This window comes from Stenotrophomonas sp. ZAC14A_NAIMI4_1 (assembly GCF_003086915.1).
Lineage (GTDB): Bacteria > Pseudomonadota > Gammaproteobacteria > Xanthomonadales > Xanthomonadaceae > Stenotrophomonas.
In genome coordinates, this window is sequence record NZ_CP026002.1 from 1,762,366 (window position 1) to 1,777,830 (window position 15,465).

Consider the following 15,465-nt stretch of genomic DNA (forward strand, 5'->3'; position numbering starts at 1 on the left):
TGCCGATGAGTGACGGGTTCGTGGCGCTGTACATCTTCATGCTGGCCGCAATCGCCGGTCACGTGATCATTTCGCGGGTGCCGGTCATCCTGCATACCCCGCTGATGTCGGGTTCCAACTTCATCCACGGCATCGTGCTGATCGGCGCCATGGTGGTGCTGGGCCACGCACAGACACCGCTGGAGAAGGCGCTGGGGTTCCTGGCCGTGGTGCTGGGTGCCGGCAACGCCGCCGGTGGCTACGTGGTCACCGCGCGCATGCTGGAAATGTTCAAGCCGAGCGCGCCCAAGGGCGGCAAGGACGAACCGAAGGAGCCGCAGGCTTGAACATCAGCACCGTCGAACTGCTCGATTGGCTGGTCAAGGCCAGCTACCTGGTGGCCGCCACCCTGTTCCTGCTTGGCCTGCAGCGCATGGCCTCGCCGCTGACCGCGCGCAGCGGCATCCGCTGGGCCGGGCTGGGCATGCTGCTGGCCACGGTGGCCACCTTCTTCCTGCCCGAACTGCACAACGTGCCGCTGATCCTGGTGGCGCTGCTGCTCGGTGCCGGCCTGGCCTGGTGGTCGGCCGGCAAGGTCGCCATCACCGACATGCCGCAGATGGTGGCCCTCTACAACGGCATGGGCGGTGGCTCGGCTGCGGCCATCGGCGCAGTGGAGCTGCTGCGTTATGCCTTCCTGGCCAACCGCGATACCAGCCACTGGAGTGCGCAGGCGCTGGCCGACCTGGCCGCGCGCCAGCCTTCGGCCACCGTGCTGCTGCTGGCGGTGGTCGGCGCGGCCATCGGTGCGGTGTCGCTGTCCGGCTCGGTCATCGCCTGGGCCAAGCTGGACGGGCGCCTGGACAAGCGCGTGACCTGGCCCGGCCAGCAGGCGCTGAACCTGCTGGTGGGGCTGGCCGTGGTGGTCCTGGCGATCATCGCCGCCAGCACGCTCAGCACCTGGTCCATCGTCGCCTTCTTCGTGCTGGCGCTGGCCCTGGGCGTGCTGATGACCCTGCCCATCGGCGGTGCCGACATGCCGGTGGTGATCTCGCTGTACAACGCGTTCACCGGCCTGGCGGTGTCCTTCGAAGGCTACGTGCTGGGCAACGAGGCACTGATCATCGCCGGCATGATGGTCGGCGCGGCCGGCATCCTGCTGACCCGGCTGATGGCCAAGGCGATGAACCGGCCGATCAGCAACGTGCTGTTCTCCAACTTCGGCGGCGGCGCCGGCGGTGAAGCGCAGGCGATCACCGGTTCGCAGAAGCCGATCGAAGCAGCCGACGTGGCGGCGATGATGGCCTTCGCCGAGCGCGTGGTGATCGTGCCCGGCTACGGCATGGCCGTCGCCCAGGCACAGCACAAGATCTGGGAACTGGCGCAGCGGCTGGGCCAGCGCGGGGTGAAGGTGAAGTTCGCCATCCACCCGGTGGCCGGGCGCATGCCCGGGCACATGAACGTGCTGCTGGCCGAAGCCGGCGTGCCCTACGACCTGATCGCCGACATGGACGACATCAACCCCGAGTTCGCCAACACCGACGTGGTGCTGGTGATCGGCGCCAATGATGTGGTCAACCCGGTGGCGCGCACCGATCCGGCCAGCCCGATCTACGGCATGCCGGTGCTGGACGTGGTCAACGCCCGCAACGTGGTGGTGATCAAGCGCGGCAAGGGCACCGGCTTTGCCGGCATCGAGAATGCGCTGTTCTACGCAGACAACACGCGCATGCTGTACGGCGATGGTGCCGAAGCCGCGGCCTCGCTGGTGAGCGAACTGAAGGCGCTCGACGGCGGGCATTGAGGCGGGGGTCGGATCCCTTTCCGCAGGAAAGGGCTCTGCACCCCGTTCGGGATGTGGGGTCAGAGCCCTTTCCTGCGGAAAGGGATCCGACCCATGTAGGTGATCAGCGCGCCAGCCAGGCGCCGACGACCACGCCCACCGCCAGCCAGATCCATTCCATGGCGCCGTTGGCCAGGCTGGTCAGGGTCCAGGCCAGGTGCGGGCCCATCCGCAACACGGCATCCATCGGGTTCAGCCCCATCGAGCCACCCATCCAGACGCTGGCGATGCACCAGTAGGCCACCGCGCTCACCAGCGCCGTGCCCAGCACCACCAGCGCGACGCGCAGCCGGCCCGGGCCCAGCGTGCCCAGGCGCAGCATGAACGTGAGTTCCAGGGCGGTCACCACCGCCATCCAGCCGACCTGGCGGCCGGTCATCAGGGCCACCAGCACCCAGACCATCGGGGCGACAACCAGGCCCAGCAGCAACATGAAGGGCCAAAGCCAGGTGACGGTCCTGGCACGCGCGGCATTGGAGGACATCGAAGCTCCCTGAAGGACACCCACAGGATACTGTGGTTTGCCGCAGTGCACCGGCGGGGGCAGGGCGGCTGGGCTAGAATGCCGTCTTGCGTGGCTTCGGCCGCGGCCCCATATCGGTCCCCATGTATTCCCGTAGCAGCGAACCTGTCCACTTCGAACGCGATTGCGAGGCCGTGATGGTCCCGCAGGGCGACACCGTGACCCTGCCCGCCGGCAGCTATGGCTATATCACCCAGGCACTGGGCGGCAGCTATTCGGTGTTCGTCGAAGGCAACCTGTTCCGCATCGCCGGCAAGGACGGCGACGCCATCGGCAAGGAGGCGCCGGCCCCGCTGGAGCTGCCCGCCGATGCCACCGATGAACAGGTGGAACAGCTGGTATGGCAGCAGCTGCGCACCTGCTTCGACCCGGAAATTCCGGTCAACATCGTCGAACTGGGCCTGGTCTACGAAGTCGAGATCAAGCACCTGGACGAAGGCCAGCGCGAGATCGATGTGAAGATGACCCTGACCGCACCCGGCTGCGGCATGGGCGACATCCTCGTCGACGACGTGCGCAGCAAGCTCGAGATGATCCCCACCGTGGCCCAGGCCGACGTCGACCTGGTGTTCGACCCGCCGTGGAACCAGCACATGATGTCCGAGGCCGCCCGGCTCGAAACCGGCATGCTTTGACCCACGGCCCGCTGTCCGGCGGGCCCGGCACTACCCGCAACCAGAACAGGAATCCTCCGGTGTCCCAGTCCATTCCCAGCTTCGCCGTCACCCGTTCGGACCACCCGCGCAGCGCTGAAGAGCGCGCCCAGATCCTGGAGAAGCCGGGCTTCGGCCTGCACTTCACCGATCACATGGTGGAAGTGCGCTGGGACAAGGACACCGGCTGGCACAACGCCAACGTGCGTGCCTACGGTCCGCTGCAGCTGGACCCGGCCGCCGCCGTCCTGCATTACGGCCAGGAAATCTTCGAAGGCATCAAGGCCTACCGCCACGCCGACGGTTCGATCTGGACCTTCCGCCCCGATGCCAATGGCCGCCGCCTGCAGCGTTCGGCGCAGCGCCTGGCGCTGCCGGAACTGCCGGTGGAGATCTTCGTCGAATCGCTGAAGCAGCTCATCGCGCTGGACAGCGCCTGGGTGCCGTCGGCCGACGAATCCAGCCTGTACTTCCGTCCGTTCATGATCGGCGACGAAGCCTTCCTCGGCGTGCGCGGTGCGCACAAGGCCGGCTACTACGTCATCGCCAGCCCGGCCGGCCCGTACTTCGCCAAGGGCGTCGCCCCGGTGTCGATCTGGCTGTCCACCGAATACGCGCGTGCGGCCAAGGGCGGCACCGGCGCGGCCAAGTGCGGTGGCAACTACGCCGCCTCGCTGCTGCCGCAGCAGAAGGCACAGGCACAGGGCTGCTCGCAGGTGCTGTTCCTCGATCCGGTCGAAGGCAAGTACCTGGAAGAACTGGGCGGCATGAACGTCTTCCTGGTCTACAAGGACGGCACCCTGGTCACCCCGGAACTGTCCGGCAGCATCCTCGAGGGCATCACCCGCGAGAGCATCCTGCAGCTGGCCCGCGACCGCGGCATGAAGGTCGAAGAGCGCAAGATCACCATCGACGAGTGGAAGAACGGCGTGGCCTCGGGCGACATCGCTGAAGTGTTCGCCTGCGGTACCGCCGCGGTGGTTACCCCGATCGGCCAGCTCAAGGGCGAGGGCTTCTCGGTGGGCGACATCAACGCTCCGGCCGGCGAAGTGACCATGTCGCTGCGCAAGGAACTGACCGACATCCAGTACGGCCGCCAGCCGGACCGCCACAACTGGCTGGTCAAGCTGGGCTGATCCGCCCGCACTAGGTCTGTAGAGCCGAACCCACGCTCGGCTACGCTCCCTGTAGCGTCGAGCCATGCTCGACTGCTTTACCGGAAAGCCCGTCCCCGCGACGGGCTTTCTGCGTTTCAGGAACCATCCCCGGCAGCCAGCCTGCCGATGTCGGCAAAGACATGGCGGGACAGCCAAAGTCCCGTTCATGTCCGTATAGGGCGGGTGAAAGTTCCTTCACCTTCACAAACCCTACACCCATCACGTCTCAGATCAGACATTTCATGTTCCTGAAAAGACGCTGAAAATCTTGTGGAGTCCGTTTCGGGCCATTAGCGTCAACAGCACGGCGGGTCGCAGGGGAATCCGCTGACTGACCGGACTTCGAGCCATGCGTGCACACCTCCATCGCGCGCTCGGGCCGGTGCTTCTGCCGATTCCGGCATTCACACCACTAGAAAGGGAAATTCCGATGTCCCAGGTTTCGCAACTGCGTCTGCGCAGGTCGTGGGTGGTTCTCAGTGCGTCCGTCGTCACCTCCCTGCTGCTGGCCGCCCCGGCCTTCGCTGGCGATGTCCAGCTCAGCGGGTTGAAGTCCGCGCCGGTGCACCAGCAATTCATCGTCAAGTACAAGGACGGCAGCCAGCTGGTGGCCAACACCACCGCACTGGCCTCCTCGCTGAAGACGGCCGCCGCCGGCCTGCCCAGCGCCCAGGGGCGCGCCCTCGGCCTGCAGCAGATCCGCCGCCTGGCCACCGGTCCGAGCGTGGTGCGCTCCGACCGCGCGCTGGACCAGGCCGAATCCGAGCTGCTGATGCGCAAGCTCGCCGCCGACCCGAACGTCGAGTACGTGGAAGTCGACCAGATCATGCGTGCCACGCTGACCCCGAACGATGCCCGCCTGAGCGAGCAGTGGGGCTTCGGCACGTCCAACGCCTCGATCAACGTGCGCCCGGCCTGGGACAAGGCCACCGGCACCGGCGTGGTCGTGGCCGTCATCGATACCGGCATCACCAGCCACCCGGATCTGAACGCCAACATCCTGCCCGGCTACGACTTCATCAGCGATGCCGCGATGGCGCGCGATGGTGGCGGCCGCGACAACAACCCGAACGACGAGGGTGACTGGTACGCCGCCAACGAGTGCGGCGCCGGCTATCCGGCCTCCAGCTCCAGCTGGCACGGCACCCATGTGGCCGGCACCATCGCCGCGGTGACCAACAACAGCACCGGCGTGGCCGGTACCGCCTACAACGCCAAGGTCGTGCCGGTGCGCGTGCTCGGCAAGTGCGGCGGCTACACCTCGGACATCGTCGACGCCATCACCTGGGCCTCCGGTGGCACGGTCAGCGGCGTGCCGGCCAACGCCAACCCGGCGGAGGTCATCAACATGTCGCTGGGTGGCGGCGGCAGCTGCTCGACCACCTACCAGAACGCCATCAACGGCGCGGTCGGCCGTGGCACCACCGTGGTGGTGGCCGCCGGCAACGAGTCGGCCAACGTCTCCACCTCGGTACCGGCCAACTGCGCCAACGTCGTGGCTGTCGCTGCGACCACCTCGACCGGCGCCAAGGCCAGCTTCTCCAACTACGGCACCGGCATCGACATCTCCGCACCGGGCGCGAACATCCTCTCCACCCTCAACACCGGCACCACGGTACCGGCCAGCGCAACCTACGCCTCCTACAACGGCACCTCGATGGCGGCGCCGCACGTGGCCGGCGTGGTCGCGCTGATGCAGTCGGTGGCACCCTCGCCGCTGAGCCCGGCGCAGGTGGAAAGCATCATCAAGAGCACCGCACGTCCCTTGCCGGGCGCCTGCTCGGGCGGCTGCGGCGCAGGCATCATCGATGCCGATGCAGCGGTCACCGCGGCCATCAACGGTACCGGCGGCGGCAACCCGAACCCGGGCGGCAGCGTGCTGCAGAACAACGTGCCGGTGACCGGCCTGGGGGCCTCCAGCGGTGCTTCGCTCAGCTACACGGTGCAGGTGCCGGCCGGCCGCTCGCAGCTGCGCGTGGCGATCAGCGGCGGCAGCGGTGATGCCGACCTGTACGTGCGCCAGGGCAGCGCCCCGACCGACACGACCTACACCTGCCGCCCGTACCTGAGCGGCAACAACGAAACCTGCACCATCAACAGCCCCGCCGCCGGCACCTGGCATGTCCGGGTGAAGGGTTACAGCACCTTCTCGGGCGTCAGCCTCAACGCCCAGTACTGAGCCCAAGTCCCTCTCCAAGGGCACGCCCCGGCTTCGGCCGGGGTGTTTTTTTTGGGGCCGAACCCACGCTCGGCTGTCAGGGAGCTGCCGAGCATGGGCTCGGCACTACAGGTTCGTCAGACCGACTCGAACCGGTTCGCCGCCACGTTCTTCCGCACATGCTGCGGATCGAAGATGCGGCCGTTCATCGCGATGTACACGCCGGTCGGCAGCGACTGCACCGCACCGATCGCGCAGCCGATGTTGAACTCCGCATCCGAGCCACGGAAGCGTGCCGGGCTCAGCGCACCGGTCATCACGATGGTCTTGTCCGGAATCGTCGCCAGCACCTGGCCGGTCTGCACCATCGAATCAGTGCCATGGGTGACCAGCACGTGCCGGGTCGCCTGCGCGGCGATGGTCGCGCGGATCAGCTCGCGGTCGTCGTCGTTGATGTGCAGCGAATCCTTGCGCAGGATCGGAATCACGTTGAAGCGGAAGGTCACCCCGAGCTCCCGCAGGATCATGCCGATCTGCGGATCACCGATCTGGTAGTCCGACTTGTCGTCGAAGTAGATCTTGTCGATCGTGCCACCGGTGGTGACGACCAGGAGCTCTTCCATCATGTGCATGCGCGAAACCAGGACAGGTACAGCGGCGCGGGGCCGGGAACACAGATGATAAGGCCCGGCGGCCGCAGCGTCAGCGTCGCTTGCTGAAGCGGGCGCGCAACCCCGGCAGGCTGGCGGCGAAGATGACCAGCAGGGCCAGGGCCGTCTCGATCAGCGCCAGCCAGCGGGTCTCCGGGTGGCTCCAGGCACTCATCACGCCATGGCTGAACCAGCCCAGGGCCAGCACCGAGGCCCAGAAACCGGCCTTGCGCCAGCCCAGGCGCAGGGCGATGGCCAGCGCCAGTGGCGGTGCGGTAAACACCAGCTGGGTGGCCAGCCAGTGCTTGTCATTGATGAACCAGCCCACGTACAGCGCCGCCAGGCCCAGCAGGGCCAGCAGCAGGACCGTGCGCGGCGCGGTATTCATCGGGCCAGCCGCTGTGCGATGTCGGCCACCCGGCGGCCCAGCGCGCGGGCCAGGACGGCCTCGTCGTCGGTCGGCTGCGGGTCGTCCGCTGCACCGGCCACATGGCTGGCGCCATAAGGCGTACCGCCACTGGTGGTATGGCTCAGCGCCGGTTCGGTGAAGGGAATGCCGACGATCAGGCAGCCGTGGTGCAGCAGCGGCACCTGCATCGACAGCAGGGTCGATTCCTGGCCGCCGTGCATCGAGGCGGTGGAGGTGAACACACCGGCAGGCTTGCCGGCCAGGGTGCCGTTGACCCACTCCGCGCCCAGGCCATCGAGGAAATGCTTGACCGGTGCGGCCATGTTGCCGAAGCGCGTCGGGCTGCCGAGCAGCACGCCCTGGCAGTCGGCCAGGTCCTGCACGCTCACGTAGGGCGCGCCGTCATCGGGTACCGGCGGCTGCGCGGTCTGGGTCACTGCGGCCACCGGCGGCACCGTGCGCAGGCGCGCGGTCATGCCCGGCACTTCGCCGATGCCCCGCGCGATCTGGCGCGCCAGCCGTGCCACCGAACCGCCCCGGCTGTAGTAAAGCACCAGAATCTCGCCCATCGCGCCCAGGTCTCCTCATCGTGTGGATGCCAGTATGGCTATCCTGCATCGATTCCGCATCGGGTACCCTTTCGCCGATGGAACCTCTGGATACGCTCAACCTGTGGATGGAGCGCGCGCGGGATCGCGCACGGGCCGCCAGCTTCGGTCGCTTCCTCTGGCGCCGCTTCCTCGACGACCGCCTGTTCCAGGCGGCCGCGGCGCTGGCGTACACCACCGTGTTCGCGCTGGTGCCGCTGGCGATCGTGGTCTTCGGGGTGCTGTCGGCATTCCCGGTGTTCGACCGCTGGAGCGACCAGCTCAGCGACTACGTGTTCTCCAACTTCGTGCCCAGCGCCGCGCGCGCGGCGGAGGGCTACCTGCGGCAGTTCTCGGCCAGTGCCGGCCAGCTCACCGCCGCCGGCTTCATCGCCCTGGTGGTTTCGCTGCTGATCACCCTCAACAGCGTCGAGGAAACCTTCAACCAGATCTGGCGGGTGGGCAGCACGCGGCCCAAGCTGACCCGCTTCCTGGTCTACTGGACCGTGCTGACCCTGGGCGCCATGCTCGCGGCCGCTTCGCTGGCAGTGTCGGCGCGGGTGTTCGCGATGCCGCTGTTCGGCACCCAGGAAGGGCGCTGGCTGGCCGACCTGTCGCTGCGGCTGGCGCCGGTGCTGATCGAGTTCGTCTGCATCATGCTGATGTTCCGCGTGGTACCGCACCACACGGTGAAGTGGCGGCATGCGATTCCCGGCGCGGTGCTGGCGGCGGTGTTGCTGGAGCTGATCAAGTGGGGCATCGGTGCCTACCTGGGCAGCTTCCAGTCCTACCAGAAGCTCTACGGCACGGTTGCCTTCGTGCCGATCCTGCTGCTGTGGATCTACCTGTGCTGGGTGGCGGTGCTGCTGGGCGCGTCGCTGGCCTCGTCGATGGCCGCCTTCCGCTACCAGCCGGTGGAGCTGCGCCTGCCGCAGGGCTTCGAGTTCTACGGCCTGCTGCGCCTGCTCGGGCGCTTCCACTACGCGCGCGGCAAGGGGCGCGGCCTGGCCGACGATGAGATCCTGCGGCTGGAGCCGATGTTGACCGATTCGCTGCTGCAGGACCTGGCCTGCAACCTGCAGGACATCGGCCTGCTGCGCCGCGACGAGCGTGGCGAGTGGTTGCTGGCGCGCGACCTGGACCAGGTCAGCCTGGCCGACCTCTATGAATGCACCCAGCTGCGCATCCCGGTGTCCGAGCAGCACCTGCCGTACCGCGATGACAGCCTGGGCCAGGCTGCGCTGGCCGCCCTGGACGAACTTCGCCTGCCGCTGCGCGAGCGCCTCAAGCGCCGTGTCAGCGACATCTACCCTGATTCCGGAGACACACCATGATCCGCACGCCCTTGTTGAAGGCCCTGCCGCTTGCCCTGCTGCTGGCCCTGGCTGCCTGCAAGCCCGCGCAGGAACCGACCCCGGCCAGCAGCACGCCGCCGGCCCAGGCGCCGGCGCCCGCGCCCCCGGCGGCTGCGGAAGGCAGCGATGAGAACCCGGCCGAACGCACCACGGCCGAGTTCCCGGCGTTGAAGATGAAGGCCATCGACGGCAGCGAGTACGACCTGGCCGCGCACCGGGGCAAGTGGGTGGTGGTGAATTTCTGGGCGACGTGGTGTGCACCGTGCCGCAAGGAGATGCCGGAGCTGTCGGCGTTGCACGCGATGCGCAGCAACGTCGAGGTGGTGGGCCTGGCCTACGAGGACATCGAGACGCCGGAGATGCAGGCGTTCCTGGCCAAGCATCCGGTGACCTATCCGATCGTGGTGGTCGACCCGTTCGACCCGCCGGCCGACTTCGCGATCCCGCGCGGCCTGCCGTTGACCCACCTGATCGACCCGAAGGGCAAGGTCGCGCACACGTTCCTGGGGCCGGTGACCGCTGCTGACATCGAACAGCAGATCGCTGCTGCGAAGTAGGTTTTTTTGTTTGCAGGGCTTGCAGCCCTGCACCTGCAGAATCAACGTCAACGTCAACGTCAAAGGCCTGCATTCCGTGGGATGGCGGGGTGGGTCCGGTTGAGGGGGACGCCGTAAACCCATCCATGGGGGCTTGGTCGCGGCATCCATGCCGCTCACACCCCCTCAACCGGACCCACCCCGCCTTCGACAGTTCTCCGCGAGCTGTCGGAACGGCGTTCTGCTTTGGTGGGTGCCGACCGTTGGTCGGCACGGGGTCGGATCCCGTTGCTGCGCAACGGGCTCTGACCCCCAATCTGGAATTCGTTATCTGACAGATGTGCCGACCAACGGTCGGCACCCACCAACAGATCGCAGGGATCTGTCAGAGGTGGGGCGGTGTGGGTGGGCAGGACCGTTGGCGCCATGGATGGCGCCATCGAGCCCCCATGGACGGGTTTACGGCGTGTCCTGACCACCCACACCGCCCCGCCATCCCACGGAATGCAGCTCTTGTTCTTGCTTCAGCTTTGGCTTGAATGCTTCTGCAGGTGCAGGGCGCAGCCCTGCCGAACCACCCTTAATCCTTGACCGGGAAATCCTCGATCGGCCGCAGCACGTCGTAGTGCTCCACATGCAGCTTGCCTTTCAACTTCGGCAGATCCAGCACCGGCTCATCCACCCGCGTATCCGGCAACCGGTCCAACAGGTTGCGCACCAGCGACAACCGCCCCAGCCGCTGGTCGTTGAAATCCACCAGCGTCCATGGCGCCGCGTCGCGATGCGTTGCCCGCAGCATCGCCTCGCGGGCTTCGGTGTAGGCGCTGTACTTGCTGCGTGATTTCAGGTCCACCGGCGACAGTTTCCAGCCCTTCAGCGGATCGCAGTGGCGTTCTGCGAAACGCTTTTCCTGCTGCGCCTGGTCCACGCACAGCCAGTACTTGAACAGCAGGATGCCGTCGTCCACCAGCAACTGCTCGAACACCGGCGCCTGGTGCAGGAACTGCTGGTACTCGGCCTCGCTGCAGTAGCCCATCACCCGTTCCACGCCAGCGCGGTTGTACCAGCTGCGGTCCATCAGCACGATCTCGCCCGCCGCCGGCAGGTGGCTGGCGTAGCGCTGGAAATACCACTGCGTCGATTCGCGGTCGGTCGGCTTCGGCAGCGCCACCACCCGGCATTGGCGCGGGTTGAGGTGTTGGCTGATCGCCTGGATCGCGCCGCCTTTGCCGGCGGTATCGCGGCCCTCGAACAGCACCAGCAGGCGTTGCCCGCTGTGCTGCACCCAGCGCGCCATCGCGGTCAGTTCCAGCTGCAGCGGCTGCAGCAGTTCGTCGTACTCCTTGCGCTTGAGCTTGCCCATCGTTGCACCACGCTGGAAGGAAGCCCGAGCGTAGCGCAGTGGTTGCCGAGGCGGTGTCGATGCCCGGAGAACGGCAATGGACGCGACAGGGGTAGGGTCGACCGTTGGTCGACCATCGCGCGCAGCGTGGGTTTTCGCGGCCCGCCCGGAGCAGTCGACCAACGGTCGACTCTACCCGGCCGCGTCTACCCAGCCGTGCTCGCGCGCCAACGCCTGCAGCAGCGCCGACAGGTCCGCGGCGAAGCCGTCCATGTCGAACACGCCGCTGCGCCCGCGTGCCTGCGCCAGCTCGGCGCGCAGCGCGGTCAACGCGGCCGGGTCGTTGCCCAGCGCGCTGGCGGTGGCGATGAAGGCGGCATCATCGGCCACGTTCATGTGCGCCAGGCCGAGATGATGGTTGAGGCTGCCGGCCACGCGTGCGGCGAAGGTGTCGCCGGGGCAGGTCAGTACCGGGCAGCCGGCCCACAGCGCATCCGACGCGGTGGTGTGGGCGTTGTACGGATGCGTGTCCAGGAACAGGTCGGCCAGCGCGTAGCGGGCCAGGTACTGCGGGTGGGGCAGCTTCGCCATGAACACCAGCCGTGCCGGATCCACGCCGGCGGCCTGCGCGGCCGCACGCAGGCGCGCATCGGCCTGGCCCGGGCCGGACAGCAGCCACAGCACGCTCCCGGGCACCGCATGCAGCACCGCGAAGGCACGACCGGCGCTGCGCGGGTTCAACTTGTAGCTGTTGTTGAAGCAGCAGAACACCACGCCCTGCTCGGGCAGGCCGCACTCGGCCCGGGTCGGCGCCGGCTGCGGCACGCGGGTGTTGTCCGACGGCTGGAACGCGCGCGGCAGGCGCAGCACGCGCTCGCTGTAGTGCGGTTCCAGCGCCGGCGGCAGGGCAAAGGCATCGCCGACCACCGCATCCAGCCACGGCGCGCCGGACGTGCCGGGGTAGGCCAGCCAGTTCAACTGCAGCGGGGCAGGGCGCATGGCCAGCACTTCCGGCGTGCCGCCACCGCCCCAGCCACGCAGGTCGAACAGGACGTCGATGCCCTGCGCACGGATCTGCGCAGCGGTCTCGGCATGGCGCTGGCCGGCCACCTCGTGCAGCCGCGCCGCGGACTGCAGCCGCTGGCGGATGCGGCTGCCGTCATTGCGGTTCAGCGCGAACAGGTGCAGCTGCAGCGCCGGGTCCGCCTGCAGGTGTTCCAGCAGTGCCACGGTCAGCAGGCCGGTGGGGTGCGCGCCGAATCCATTGGAGAGGAAGCCGATGCGCAGCGGACCCCGCGCACGCACGGGCACGGCCGGCAGCGGGCGCACGGCGGCGGCCACCGCTGCGGCACGCGCACGCGCGCAGGCCAGCTGCTCGGCGGCGCTGGCATCCTCGCTGAGGAAAGCGAAGGGCTCGACCACGCCCTGGCCGCTGGCAACCGCGGCGCGTACCTGTGCGGCCAGCGCGTCCACGTCCTGCCAGTCACACAGGCGGCGCTGCCAGGCGAGGCGCTGCGCGGCGATGTACGGCTCGCCCGGCAGCAGCGCGTGCGCGCGGCGGTAGGCGGCCGCTGCGCCCTCGGCGTCGTCGGCATCTTCCAGTGCATGGCCCAGCCACAGGGCGATGCCCGGATGCTCCGGTGCCAGCGCGGAGGCCTGGCCGAGCAGCGTCGCCGCGTCGGCGTGGGCACCGGCCATCCAGGCCACCCGGCCCAGCCGGGCCAGTGCCTCGGGATGGTTCGGCCGCAGCTGCAGGGCGCGGCGCGCGGCGCGTTCGCCGGCGCCGATGTCGCCGGCTTCCAGTTCCAGGTCGGCCAGCATCACCCAGGCGATGAAGTCACCGGGCTGGCGTGCCAGCGCCTCCTGCAGTTGCTGCCGTTGCTGCCAGGCCGACATCGGCTCAGCCCGCCGACAGCTGCGCCAGCGCATCCACCTGGTGCTCGTGGCTCAGGCGCTGCAGCAGGGCGTCGAGATCGCCGGACAGGATGTTGGGAAGGTCGTACAGGGTCAGGCCTTCCACGCGGTGGTCGGTGATCCGTCCCTGCGGGAAGTTGTAGGTGCGGATGCGCTGGCTGCGGTCGCCGCTGCCCACCTGCAGGCGCCGCGATTCGGCCTGCGCCGCGTCCTGGCGCTGGCGCTCGGCATCCAGCAGCTGCGCCTTCAGGCGCTTCATCGCCTTGTCGCGGTTGGCGTGCTGGCTGCGCTCGGTCTGGCATTCCACCACCACGCCGGTCGGCACGTGGGTGATGCGGATGGCCGATTCGGTCTTGTTGACGTGCTGGCCGCCGGCGCCGGACGAACGGAACGTATCCACACGCAGGTCGGCCGGATTGATGACGATGTCATCCACCTCGTCGGCCTCGGGAATGATCGCCACGGTAGCGGCCGAGGTGTGGATGCGGCCCTGCGATTCGGTGGCCGGCACGCGCTGCACGCGGTGCGTGCCCGATTCGAACTTCAGGCGCGAGAACGCGCCGCGGCCGACCACGCGTGCCACCACTTCCTTGTAGCCGCCATGTTCGCCGGGGTTGTCCGATTCGATCTCCACCTTCCAGCCCTGGCGCTCGGCATAGCGGGCGTACATGCGGAACAGGTCGCCGGCGAAGATCGCGGCTTCGTCGCCGCCGGTGCCGGCGCGCACTTCCAGGAACAGGTTGCCCTCGTCGCGCGGGTCGCGCGGCACCAGCAGCAGGGCCAGCTCCTCTTCCAGTTCCTGCAGCCGGGCCTGGGCAGCGGCGATTTCCTCGTCGGCCAGCTCGCGCAGGTCGGGGTCGGCACGCATGCCTTCGGCGGCGGCCAGGTCGGCCTTGGCGCGGGCTTCGTCGGCCAGTGCGGTGGCGACCGGTTCAAGTTGGGCGAATTCGCGCGAAAGATCGCGGAAACGGGTGTTGTCGGCGACCACGTCAGGTTCGGCGAGCAGGCGTTCCAGTTCTTCGCGGCGCTCGGCCAGCGCTTCCAGCTTACGGCGCAGGGTCGGCGTCATCGGGTCTCACGGGTGGGTGGCGGTAGCCCGGCGTGGCCGGGAACAGGCGCTCGGCGGCGCGGGTCAGGTCGGCATCGCCACTGAGCGCGGCCGCGCGCAGGGCGGCGGTCGGCGGGTGCAGCAGGCGGTTGGTCAGGCCATGGGCCAGCAGTTCCAGCACTTCGTCGGCTGGCTTGCCATTGGCCAGCTGCTGCCGCGCACGTTCCAGCAGTTCGGCGCGGGTGGCCTCGCCGAAGGCGCGCAGCTGCCGCAGCGGGGCCTGGTGGGCGCTGGCCTGCAGGGTTTCGACGAAGCGCGACACCTGCAGGTCGATGATCGCTTCGGCCTCGGCGGCAGCTTCGCGGCGGCCGCGGCGGTTGTCTTCCACTGCGCGCTCAAGGTCGTCCACGGTGTACAGGAACGCATCGTTGAGCGTGCCGACCTCGGCCTCGATGTCGCGCGGCACGGCCAGGTCGAACAGCAGCATCGGCTTGTGCCGGCGCGCGCGCAGGGCCTTGGCCACCATCTCGCGGTGGATGACCGGTTCGCGTGCGGCAGTGGCCGAGAACACCACGTCGGCTTCGGCCAGGTGGCGTTCCAGTTCGGTCAGCGGCAGGGCGACGCCGCCATGGCGGGTGGCCAGTTCCTGCGCATGGGCCAGGGTGCGGTTGGCGATCAGCAGGCGGCGCACCTTGCCTTCGCTCAGGTGCCGTGCAGCCAGCTCGATGGTCTCGCCGGCGCCGACCAGCAGCACCGTCGAATCATCCAGGCGGGCGAACGCGTTCTGCGCCAGGCGCACGGCCGCAGAGGCCACCGACACCGGGTTGGCGCCCACCTGGGTATCGGTGCGTGCGCGCTTGGCCACCGAGAAGGTCTGCTGGAACAGCCGGTCCAGGCGCTGGCCGAGCAGGCCATGATCGCGCGCGGTGGACCAGGCGTCCTTCACCTGGCCCAGGATCTGCGGCTCGCCCAGCACCATCGAATCGAGCCCGGTGGCGACCCGGAACAGGTGGCGCACCGCATCGGCATCGGCATGCTTGTACAGGTAGCCCTGCAGGTCGCCGGCCTGGCTGTGCAGCCACTGGTCCAGCGCCTGCGGCGAATCGGCCACCGCGTACAGCTCGGTGCGGTTGCAGGTGGAAAGCAGGACCGCCTCGGCGATCTGCGGGGTATCGCGCAGCGAACCGAGCGCGCGCGGCAGCGCGTCACCGGCGAAGGCCGCGCGTTCGCGCAGCTCCACCGGTGCGGTCTGGTGATTCAGTCCGAGCACCCACAGGGTCATTGTTCAGTTGCTTGCGATAAGCTGCTGGC

Annotated in this window: 15 protein-coding genes; 7 read left to right on the plus strand and 8 right to left on the minus strand. The window is 68.5% G+C overall.

From position 1 onward, the window contains the following. The first annotated feature begins 5 nt into the window (after positions 1 to 5). Together C1926_RS08125 and C1926_RS08130 are read left to right on the plus strand one after the other, a co-directional pair. On the plus strand, positions 6 to 326 hold the full coding sequence (locus tag C1926_RS08125; protein WP_005408173.1) for an NAD(P) transhydrogenase subunit alpha: 321 nt from the start codon (positions 6 to 8) through the stop codon (positions 324 to 326). Further along, complete coding sequence (locus C1926_RS08130; RefSeq protein WP_108758844.1) at positions 323 to 1,783, plus strand: NAD(P)(+) transhydrogenase (Re/Si-specific) subunit beta; 1,461 nt, start codon at positions 323 to 325, stop codon at positions 1,781 to 1,783. Before C1926_RS08125 ends, C1926_RS08130 begins: the two co-directional genes overlap by 4 nt. 103 nt (positions 1,784 to 1,886) lie before the next feature. Here C1926_RS08130 and C1926_RS08135 read toward each other — a convergent pair whose 3' ends face one another. After that, positions 1,887 to 2,306 (minus strand): hypothetical protein, encoded by a 420-nt coding sequence (locus C1926_RS08135; protein WP_079220722.1) that lies wholly within the window; start codon positions 2,304 to 2,306, stop codon positions 1,887 to 1,889. A 122-nt stretch (positions 2,307 to 2,428) separates the two neighbouring features. Between C1926_RS08135 and sufT the strand changes: the two genes are divergently transcribed. The 3 genes from sufT (at position 2,429) to C1926_RS08150 (ending at position 6,334) form a co-directional block, all read left to right on the plus strand. Further along, positions 2,429 to 2,980: a putative Fe-S cluster assembly protein SufT gene (gene sufT, locus C1926_RS08140; protein WP_079220723.1), complete on the plus strand. Its 552-nt coding sequence runs from the start codon at positions 2,429 to 2,431 to the stop codon at positions 2,978 to 2,980. A 59-nt stretch (positions 2,981 to 3,039) separates the two neighbouring features. Beyond that, the gene (locus C1926_RS08145; RefSeq protein WP_108758845.1) at positions 3,040 to 4,134 is read left to right on the plus strand and encodes a branched-chain amino acid aminotransferase; all 1,095 of its coding nucleotides are present in this window, start codon (positions 3,040 to 3,042) and stop codon (positions 4,132 to 4,134) included. 451 nt (positions 4,135 to 4,585) lie between these two features. Continuing rightward, the gene (locus C1926_RS08150; protein ID WP_108746009.1) at positions 4,586 to 6,334 is read left to right on the plus strand and encodes a S8 family peptidase; all 1,749 of its coding nucleotides are present in this window, start codon (positions 4,586 to 4,588) and stop codon (positions 6,332 to 6,334) included. A gap of 116 nt (positions 6,335 to 6,450) precedes the next feature. On the opposite strand, the gene C1926_RS08155 is transcribed toward C1926_RS08150, so the two are convergent. The 3 genes from C1926_RS08155 to wrbA form a co-directional block, all read right to left on the minus strand. Continuing rightward, positions 6,451 to 6,936: an asparaginase domain-containing protein gene (locus C1926_RS08155; RefSeq protein WP_079220726.1), complete on the minus strand. Its 486-nt coding sequence runs from the start codon at positions 6,934 to 6,936 to the stop codon at positions 6,451 to 6,453. Positions 6,937 to 7,015: 79 nt separating this feature from the next. Next, positions 7,016 to 7,351, minus strand: coding sequence for a DUF2069 domain-containing protein (locus C1926_RS08160; protein WP_079220727.1), 336 nt, complete (start codon positions 7,349 to 7,351; stop codon positions 7,016 to 7,018). Then, on the minus strand, positions 7,348 to 7,941 hold the full coding sequence (gene wrbA / locus C1926_RS08165) for an NAD(P)H:quinone oxidoreductase (protein WP_079220728.1): 594 nt from the start codon (positions 7,939 to 7,941) through the stop codon (positions 7,348 to 7,350). The genes C1926_RS08160 and wrbA overlap by 4 nt, the downstream gene beginning before the upstream one ends. A gap of 77 nt (positions 7,942 to 8,018) precedes the next feature. On the opposite strand from wrbA, the gene C1926_RS08170 reads away from it, so the two are divergent. Together C1926_RS08170 and C1926_RS08175 are read left to right on the plus strand one after the other, a co-directional pair. Further along, positions 8,019 to 9,293 (plus strand): YihY family inner membrane protein, encoded by a 1,275-nt coding sequence (locus tag C1926_RS08170; RefSeq protein ID WP_079220729.1) that lies wholly within the window; start codon positions 8,019 to 8,021, stop codon positions 9,291 to 9,293. Beyond that, on the plus strand, positions 9,290 to 9,871 hold the full coding sequence (locus tag C1926_RS08175) for a TlpA disulfide reductase family protein (RefSeq protein WP_108758846.1): 582 nt from the start codon (positions 9,290 to 9,292) through the stop codon (positions 9,869 to 9,871). Before C1926_RS08170 ends, C1926_RS08175 begins: the two co-directional genes overlap by 4 nt. Positions 9,872 to 10,430: 559 nt before the next feature. On the opposite strand, the gene ppk2 is transcribed toward C1926_RS08175, so the two are convergent. From ppk2 to hemA, 4 genes are all read right to left on the minus strand, one after another. Further along, positions 10,431 to 11,213, minus strand: coding sequence for a polyphosphate kinase 2 (ppk2, locus tag C1926_RS08180; protein WP_108758847.1), 783 nt, complete (start codon positions 11,211 to 11,213; stop codon positions 10,431 to 10,433). Positions 11,214 to 11,384: 171 nt separating this feature from the next. Beyond that, positions 11,385 to 13,088 carry a tetratricopeptide repeat protein gene (locus tag C1926_RS08185; protein ID WP_108758848.1) on the minus strand — a complete coding sequence of 568 codons (1,704 nt, stop codon included), beginning with the start codon at positions 13,086 to 13,088 and terminating at the stop codon, positions 11,385 to 11,387. A gap of 4 nt (positions 13,089 to 13,092) precedes the next feature. Beyond that, positions 13,093 to 14,175, minus strand: a complete 1,083-nt coding sequence (gene prfA, locus C1926_RS08190; protein ID WP_108758849.1) for a peptide chain release factor 1 — start codon at positions 14,173 to 14,175, stop codon at positions 13,093 to 13,095. Further along, on the minus strand, positions 14,153 to 15,436 hold the full coding sequence (gene hemA / locus C1926_RS08195) for a glutamyl-tRNA reductase (RefSeq protein ID WP_108746014.1): 1,284 nt from the start codon (positions 15,434 to 15,436) through the stop codon (positions 14,153 to 14,155). The genes prfA and hemA overlap by 23 nt, the downstream gene beginning before the upstream one ends. Positions 15,437 to 15,465: the final 29 nt, after the last annotated feature.

Coding starts and splice junctions, on each gene's coding strand:
- C1926_RS08125 (WP_005408173.1), top strand. CDS start 6: ATGAGTGACGGGTTCGTGGCGCTGTACATCTTCATGCTGGCCGCAATC.
- C1926_RS08135 (WP_079220722.1), bottom strand. CDS start 2,306: ATGTCCTCCAATGCCGCGCGTGCCAGGACCGTCACCTGGCTTTGGCCC.
- sufT (WP_079220723.1), top strand. CDS start 2,429: ATGTATTCCCGTAGCAGCGAACCTGTCCACTTCGAACGCGATTGCGAG.
- C1926_RS08150 (WP_108746009.1), top strand. CDS start 4,586: ATGTCCCAGGTTTCGCAACTGCGTCTGCGCAGGTCGTGGGTGGTTCTC.
- C1926_RS08155 (WP_079220726.1), bottom strand. CDS start 6,936: ATGGAAGAGCTCCTGGTCGTCACCACCGGTGGCACGATCGACAAGATC.
- C1926_RS08160 (WP_079220727.1), bottom strand. CDS start 7,351: ATGAATACCGCGCCGCGCACGGTCCTGCTGCTGGCCCTGCTGGGCCTG.
- wrbA (WP_079220728.1), bottom strand. CDS start 7,941: ATGGGCGAGATTCTGGTGCTTTACTACAGCCGGGGCGGTTCGGTGGCA.
- C1926_RS08170 (WP_079220729.1), top strand. CDS start 8,019: ATGGAACCTCTGGATACGCTCAACCTGTGGATGGAGCGCGCGCGGGAT.
- C1926_RS08175 (WP_108758846.1), top strand. CDS start 9,290: ATGATCCGCACGCCCTTGTTGAAGGCCCTGCCGCTTGCCCTGCTGCTG.
- ppk2 (WP_108758847.1), bottom strand. CDS start 11,213: ATGGGCAAGCTCAAGCGCAAGGAGTACGACGAACTGCTGCAGCCGCTG.
- C1926_RS08185 (WP_108758848.1), bottom strand. CDS start 13,088: ATGTCGGCCTGGCAGCAACGGCAGCAACTGCAGGAGGCGCTGGCACGC.
- prfA (WP_108758849.1), bottom strand. CDS start 14,175: ATGACGCCGACCCTGCGCCGTAAGCTGGAAGCGCTGGCCGAGCGCCGC.
- hemA (WP_108746014.1), bottom strand. CDS start 15,436: ATGACCCTGTGGGTGCTCGGACTGAATCACCAGACCGCACCGGTGGAG.